Origin of the sequence: Carnobacterium sp., from assembly GCF_032094055.1 — a bacterium.
Classification (GTDB): domain Bacteria; phylum Bacillota; class Bacilli; order Lactobacillales; family Carnobacteriaceae; genus Carnobacterium_A.
In genome coordinates this window covers 9,485-16,448 of sequence record NZ_DAMDAK010000025.1, presented here as the reverse complement: position 1 = coordinate 16,448, position 6,964 = coordinate 9,485, and the positions used below count along the sequence as shown (strand labels likewise).

Annotated in this window: 8 protein-coding genes; 1 reads left to right on the top strand and 7 read right to left on the bottom strand. The window is 37.8% G+C overall.

What is annotated here, in order from left to right:
• Positions 1–427: metallophosphoesterase (locus RT405_RS05655; protein ID WP_313468299.1), on the bottom strand; the 427-nt coding region annotated here is incomplete at its 3' end.
• Positions 428–564: 137 nt separating this feature from the next.
• Here RT405_RS05655 and RT405_RS05650 point away from each other — a divergent pair.
• Positions 565–783 (top strand): hypothetical protein, encoded by a 219-nt coding sequence (locus RT405_RS05650; RefSeq protein ID WP_313468298.1) that lies wholly within the window; start codon positions 565–567, stop codon positions 781–783.
• Between the two features lie 56 nt (positions 784–839).
• Here the strand turns inward: RT405_RS05650 and RT405_RS05645 are convergent, their stop codons facing one another.
• From RT405_RS05645 to RT405_RS05620, 6 genes are all read right to left on the bottom strand, one after another.
• The gene (locus tag RT405_RS05645; RefSeq protein WP_313468296.1) at positions 840–1,709 is read right to left on the bottom strand and encodes a hypothetical protein; all 870 of its coding nucleotides are present in this window, start codon (positions 1,707–1,709) and stop codon (positions 840–842) included.
• Positions 1,710–1,753: 44 nt separating this feature from the next.
• Positions 1,754–3,031 (bottom strand): hypothetical protein, encoded by a 1,278-nt coding sequence (locus RT405_RS05640; RefSeq protein WP_313468294.1) that lies wholly within the window; start codon positions 3,029–3,031, stop codon positions 1,754–1,756.
• A gap of 158 nt (positions 3,032–3,189) precedes the next feature.
• A complete protein-coding gene (locus tag RT405_RS05635) occupies positions 3,190–4,308 on the bottom strand; it encodes a TcaA second domain-containing protein (RefSeq protein ID WP_313468292.1) in 1,119 nt (372 codons plus the stop codon).
• 73 nt (positions 4,309–4,381) lie between these two features.
• Positions 4,382–5,479, bottom strand: coding sequence for a DUF5105 domain-containing protein (locus tag RT405_RS05630; RefSeq protein WP_313468290.1), 1,098 nt, complete (start codon positions 5,477–5,479; stop codon positions 4,382–4,384).
• Between the two features lie 180 nt (positions 5,480–5,659).
• Positions 5,660–6,367 (bottom strand): hypothetical protein, encoded by a 708-nt coding sequence (locus RT405_RS05625; RefSeq protein ID WP_313468289.1) that lies wholly within the window; start codon positions 6,365–6,367, stop codon positions 5,660–5,662.
• 155 nt (positions 6,368–6,522) lie between these two features.
• A partial coding sequence (locus RT405_RS05620; protein WP_313468287.1) for a hypothetical protein occupies positions 6,523–6,964 on the bottom strand: 442 nt, incomplete at its 5' end.

Below are 6,964 nucleotides of genomic sequence, written 5' to 3'. Positions count from 1 at the left end.
CTTCGTCGATTAATACACGTACTCCTGCTTTGGTTAAAACGTCTTCCCATTCTTGCAGCCGGCCACTGCCAAAATCATGATTACCAGTAACCGCATAAGTGGGCGCGATTGAAACCAAAGATTGAGTAAAATTTTGCAATTTCTCTTTTGGCAAATCATAGCGTACATCGATTAAGTCGCCTGTCAGCACGATCAAGTCAGGTTTTTCAGCAGCTACTTTCTTAACGAGCTGCAGCAGCGAGACTCCTTGGCGTGGTATATGGGTATCTGATAATTGCACAATTTTTTTACCTCTTAACGCTTTATCTGAATAAGGCAATCTTACATGAAAATGTTTAATTTGTATCCACTTATTCTGTGCAAGCAGATAAATCACTAATAAAATAATCAAACCTACTACTATTCCTAAACTACTCCATCCTGACATAAAAATTCCTCCAACTAAATAAACTTTCCTTCTTCTTTTCAAAATACTGACTTTCTTTTTATTCTAACATAAAAACGTTTGGAAAGCGTTTTTGTTTGATCCATGATACAATAAAAGAAAAAATGAGGTGACGAAAAATGGATAATCCAGGAATGGAAAGTGGAAACCAGTACAGTACGCGCGATGCAGCAGCGTTCAAAGCTCTTAAAGATGATGAGAAATTAGGTGGGATGCCTGAAGAACAGCCAGATACAAATGAGGAAAAAGAAGAACCAAAAGCAGAAGATTTCAAACCCTTTAAAGATCCTGAGAAATTGAAAGAATTAAAAGAAGAGCAACCTGAAAAAGAAGAATAAAATTAAGGTAAACAAAAACCATTGCCCATGATCGAGGACAATGGTTTTTGTTTGCCTTACTGTATCCGTTCTAACACAATCGGTTTTGTCTTTTTCAGAGAAATATCAGAAAGGGTGATCGTTCCTCCGTCTTCAATTAAGTCATTCTCTCCAATCACGCAATCTTGATTCAAGGCAATGGTCCATTTGGCGTAATCTCCACTGCGCAAAACAAGTGCGATTGTCCCAAATTGCAAATTATCTGCTGCTTCAAAGGTTTCACTTTCGCCGTGTATCGAAAGGTTCATCTCCCCACTTGAATAATCCAACGTGACGGTTTCCCCTTCGCTGTCGGTTCCTTCCCAGATGCCCGTTAAAGCTGATTGGACATAATAGTAAGAAATTCCGCTCCCGCGATCTCCATAAGTGCCAACGTGTTCACGAATGACCCCATTGTTTTTTTCTCTATACGTGACCGTCACAATATCTGGCGTTAACCACTGAAACTTGAAGGTATTCCTTGCATAATAAGGTAAAACTTCATCTGGACGGGCAAATAGTCCGTAGTACCTGCGATACGTAATGGTTTCTCCTGTTTCTCTGTTGCGCTTTAAAATAAAAACTTGCTCATGATCCGGTGAAAAATTAATTTTTGTTTGTGTCTGAACTTTTTCATGATAAAGTCTCTGACCATTAAAAACCAACAAAACAAAGAACGCAAGAGCACAAAATACTTGAATCCTGCTGCGTCCTTTAAAAAAATTGAAGACAGCCAGAAATACCAAAATCAGGATCAATGCATTGATAATATAAAAGAAGCTGGTGTCCAGATATTCGATGCGGTATTTGTGCTTCACAACTACATAAGCCACTTGCCAACCGATCAAGGCTAATGCGAACACGGCTGAAATGCCAATACCGATTTTTTGAAGTCTACTTTTTTCCACTTTACAGGTTCCTTTCTTGATATGACGTTTTTTCATCTTTCAATTTAGTCTTCTGCTTCTAACGGCTTATATTCTTGCGCAAATTCCCAAGTTTTCCCGTTATCGTTTGAAATGAATTTGCCTTTTACGTTTCCGCCTTCATAATCGCCATTATCTCCTTGGTTGACCAATAGCGCTAAATGATCGTCTTCTACAAAAGGCGCTTCAGCGGATACAAAGATGTTCAGGTACATGCCCGGAACATTTATTTTGGCCAAGTCCCAGGTAGAGCCGCCATTTTGAGTGTAATAAAGAGTCGGTGTATCGGGATTGAGCACACCAAAAGATAAGAAACCAATTTGCGTATCGACAAAACTGCCATCACTGATAAGCTGGGTAGTCTCTGCTGACCGAGTCTTTCTCCAGGTTTTCCCGCCGTCATTCGTTAAATAAATGTAATGAGCTTCTTGCGACATCGTACGTCCGCCAGAAAGGATGGCATACCCAAAGTCGGCTGTTACGAAATCGATTTTCCTGAAACGCAACCCGACAAAATCATCTGCAATAACCGATTCTTCCCAACTCTTTCCTTGATCTTTAGACACTTGGAAAGTCACTTTTTGCTGGCTCCAGCTGTCGCCTTGAGGGTAGACAAATGCAACTCGCTCATTCGTCAATAAATAACTGCCAGGAATCAAAGAACTTTGGTCCCCGCTGATTTCTCCACCAAGCAAGTCTGCTAAAGGAAACGGAACAGCTTGCCAATGGATGCCGCTGTCGAAGGTTAGTTCCACTCGGTTTTTCTGGATGCGATAATCCAATAGACCATTATCTGTAGCAGGATCTTTATCTGGAGCTTTTTCCGGAGCAATATGGGTCAGCGTATAGCCACCATCGTTCTCTTTTTTTAGCGTTAACAGCCAATAGAGATTCCGGACCGATCCATCATCTTCAGTCATGCCCCAATAAGAAGATCCTAAATCGTCTACTTTTTCTGGATAAACAAGAAAGAGAGCCGATACGACGAATTCATTTAAATCACCGGAGATATACTCAAACTCATTAAATCCGACAGACAGCAAGCGTTCGATATCGGAAACTTTCTTAGAACGATATCTATTCATGTAATCACTTAGCAAAGCACTGGCCAAACTTTCATAGTTTATAGATTCTGGATTGAGTTCAGCTTTTTCCCTGGTTATCGGCAAAGACCGATTAAAGTCCTCTGCTTGCCCTACTGATTTTATTGGCCGGTCAACAAACCGCATCCCTAAATAAAATGAACCGGCTGCAACAATCAATATAAGAACAGCGATAATGACTGCTAGTCTCACTTTTTTCAAAATAATCTCTCTTTTCTTCTACTTATTTTATTCCTATTAAACCCTATCGTTGATCGTGTTAAATGCTGTAGTTAGTTTAGCACTTTTGACTGTTGTTTTGGGTGATTTTCGTTTACTTTCTGTTTCAAAAGCAAAAAAATAAGTAAGGAGACAGTCAATTAGATAGGGATACCAACAGAATCGATTTCGCTTTTTTCCCATTTGTACGTTGTTGGATCTTCAATCACTTTTTCAATCTTATCCGTCCATTTGGCACTATCTTTTTCATAAGTTTCATAATTTTCTTTTTCTATTAACCAGCTATTCTTTTTTTCATCATAAACTAACGTCAAGATAACAGAATCTTTGCTTTTTTCAGCAGGCTGCAGCGCAAAGTTATCTGTCTTCGAGAGTTGAACCGTACTTTCTTGATCAACCACGCCATCCACATTAATTTTCCATCCCTCATTTGTATGGGTTAATTTCAGTGAAGCTGCATTCAATACCAGCCCATTAAAAGTATAGTCATAACTGGTGGTGAGTGTTTTTACATATTCAAACAAATACGCTAATTCTCTTTTATGCTCGCTTGTACTGTTTTGGATCTTTTCTACATCTAAATTATTAGTCAACGCTTCTCCATAGGTTTGATAATAGTGCACTGCTTCTGCGGCTACTTTATCTTGAAACGTTTTATCTTTGACGGTTTCTTCTAGTTGGTTAATCGTGATCGTTTCATCTTCTTTCATCAGGTCAAGCGTTTTTTCAACTTCGATCGTATTGCCAAATGGATCTGCGAACGCAATCGTTAATGGATGCTCTCCGATTAATAATGGACCGTACTCTCCATTTTTATTAGCTGTCAATGTTTCTGTGCCTGCTGTGATCTCAGCATTTTGTAGCTTACCATCCGCTTTTAGCTTAATAAAACGCGATTTCACTTCGAATTGATACATTCTAAAGAAAATCCATTTTTTCTTGCCAGGTTTCAATACCACCAACTGATCGTTTGTTTTCTCATTTTCTTTATCCGCTGTTAACACTTGCTCTTTTAATTTGTTTCGTTGCTGGTCGTGTTTCTGCAAGTAACGTAAAAAAGGTTTTATGCTGTTTTCAGTTACTGTTAATTGATCTGTATCTGCTCGAACCAACTCAGATACAGCTTTGCTGTCTTCGTTTTCGATTGCTTCAAAAAAGCGGTTGGTCGTATTTTCCTTGCTGTAGTAGTTCTGTACCGTCAGAAAAAAGACCAACAGCAAGAGACTTGCTAAGCTTAATACGGCTATCCTTTTTTTCATTGCGCACCTCTTTCATCTTCGTAAAAAAAGCTTATTTTCAATTAAGAAAATAAGCTTTTTTGTTCAATCATCCTTATTTGTACAATCCGCCTCTAAAAGCTTCTTCAAGGTATTCGTAGTAATTATTATTCGAAGACTTCACTGTATCGATTTCCCATTTGTCATCTGTTTTCTTTAACTTGATGCGGTAGCCATCTCCGTAGCTATCTAATTCAGTAGGACTCGCCACGCTAAATACTTCTGGCAAGTTTTCCAGCAAGTATTTTTCTGCATCTACATACACAGCTTTATAATCAGAATATTCTTTGTCTTTATTCTCCTCTATGTATTTATCCATCAAACTCTCTACTTCATCGTCCATATTATCGAATGACAAAGCTTTAGGTTTAACTTGAATGGTTGCTGAAGTCGGATAAACAGAAAGCAGTTTTTGGTCTACTTCTGCCACTTTTCCGTTGCTCGTTTTAAAGGATTCTACAAGCTGATTCAGTTCTTCAGTTGTTGGTTCGTAGTCCGAGAAAAAGTTGCTTAACGCTTTTGTAAATTCTTCATCAAATGTTTCAGCTGTTTCTTCTTTATTATTTGCAACTACTGCAGCGTAATCTTCGTTTTCTTTAGCAAGGAATACTTCATCTATAAATGCTGTTAATGCAGCAGAAGGTTCTTCAGTTGTGTCTTTGTAATCTGCTGTATCGATTTTCAATACCACATCTTTGATCTCTTTATCCATATTTTCAACATCATAATACTGCGGTTCAAAATGCATTTCATATTGCTTCCCTTGATCTACTTTAAAAACAAGATAGCCGGTTTTGCTTTTGTCAGCAGATAAATTATCATGGCGTAACAACTTGAAAGATTCATCCTCTGAATAAACGGAAGCTTGTTCTACTTTACTGTCGTTTTCATCGTATAAGCTAATATCGCCGTTACTGACATTCAATGAATTTTCACTTTCATTTTTAACGGTAATTTCTAAAGCTAAGTAGCCTTCATCTTCACTCACTTCTTTGTCATCTGGAACGATGTATTCTCCTTTGTTGATGACAATTGAAGCCACATCTGTTTTCCCTGATTTTTCATCTTTTTCTGATGTGGTCGCTTTGCCTCCACAAGCGGCCAATACAAAAAACGTACTACATACCATAAACGCCAATCTTAATTTTTTCATTTTTCCCAAACCCCTTCTTTCCTATTTTTATTATGAGATAACTTTCATTATAGTATACCTTAGCGAAATAAAGCAATTGAGACGCAATGGACAAAAAGATAAAAGCACTTCTATCGGGTTTCAGCCGGATGCAACTGACCTTCTAGAAATACTTTTAGTGTTGTTATTCTCTGTTAAATGTTACATATGATAATAAACATTCGCTAACGTGTGTGTTTTTTTAGAATCATAATGGTAGTAGTTAGAACCTGCAGTGACTTCCAAGACGACTTGTTGGATTTTTGCTTTTGGGTTATTCAGAATCAACAGCTCTGCTAATCCCTTGGCTTGAGCTAAGATACTTTCTTCTGGGGCTTTTTCGTCCATTGAAATTGAGACCGTTAATTGTCCAGTGACCAAGTCTAATTTATTTTCACTCAAATCCAGTTCAGGTGCAATTTCTGTATCTGCTGCTACATCTGGATAAAACTGATAACGAGTTATCTCTGTTCCTTTTTCAGTCGTTTTTGCTTTGTATTTTAATTCCGCTGAATGGTGTTCAAGCGAATCTATCGCAGCATTCGTTGCGTATGTGTAAACTATAGTGTTCTTCTGCTTCTCTTTTTTAATGGCTTGAGCAATTTGTTGCGTATCTTTTGCATCAATCTCTTTTCCAGTTATGACCACAACAAGTGGTTCTTTTTTTTCAAGCGATTTGATAAAGCGTGCTTCATAAGGTTTATCAACAATTTGTGTCATATCGAAAGGCGGCGCAGGGTTACTTTCTTGTCTCATTGCCTCTATTGCAACAAAAAAGAGTACAGTGCTTATGGCTAGCAAGACAATTGTAAGTGGAGCGATAAGAATTTTTTTAACTTTATATCTCTTTTCAACAATTGGATTTCTCATCTAGACTACCTCCAAACGTTTATAGTTAGCGCTTTCAATAAAGTGTTCTTATTACTATCTTTCATATCGGTAATTGTTTCTGTTTGTTAAGTCTATTTGTACAAATTAAATCTTTTCCATCAAAAAAAGTCCATTTAGCGAACCTAGTTTTCTTGCTATTCAATTTTGTCCAAGGAAGCCTTAGGAGGACCAGTATCTACTTTGATTTCATTTTCTAATGGGACCTCTTCAACCTCGCTTTCTTGAACGGGGACTTCTTTGTCTGTATCCTGATTTTCATCAGCACTTGCTGAACTTTCTGGTATCGATTCAGTTGGCGATAAAGTTTCTTCGGCAGCATCCTGTTCTTCAGGAACCATTACTGAACTATCTTCTGCTATCTGTTCTTCTGAAGAAGTATGTTGGTTTGGCATAGCTTTTTTTTCTATTTTTTCTGAATCGACTTGTTTTTCTACAAGAAGTTCTTCTTGTATTGTTGGAGCTTCTTCTACCTTTAAATCGTATTCATTTTGAGCGATAGCTTGGGAAGCTGCCATTTGTTTAGTTTCTTTAGTAATGTACAAATCACGGTAAATGACTAATCGCTCCCCATTATTT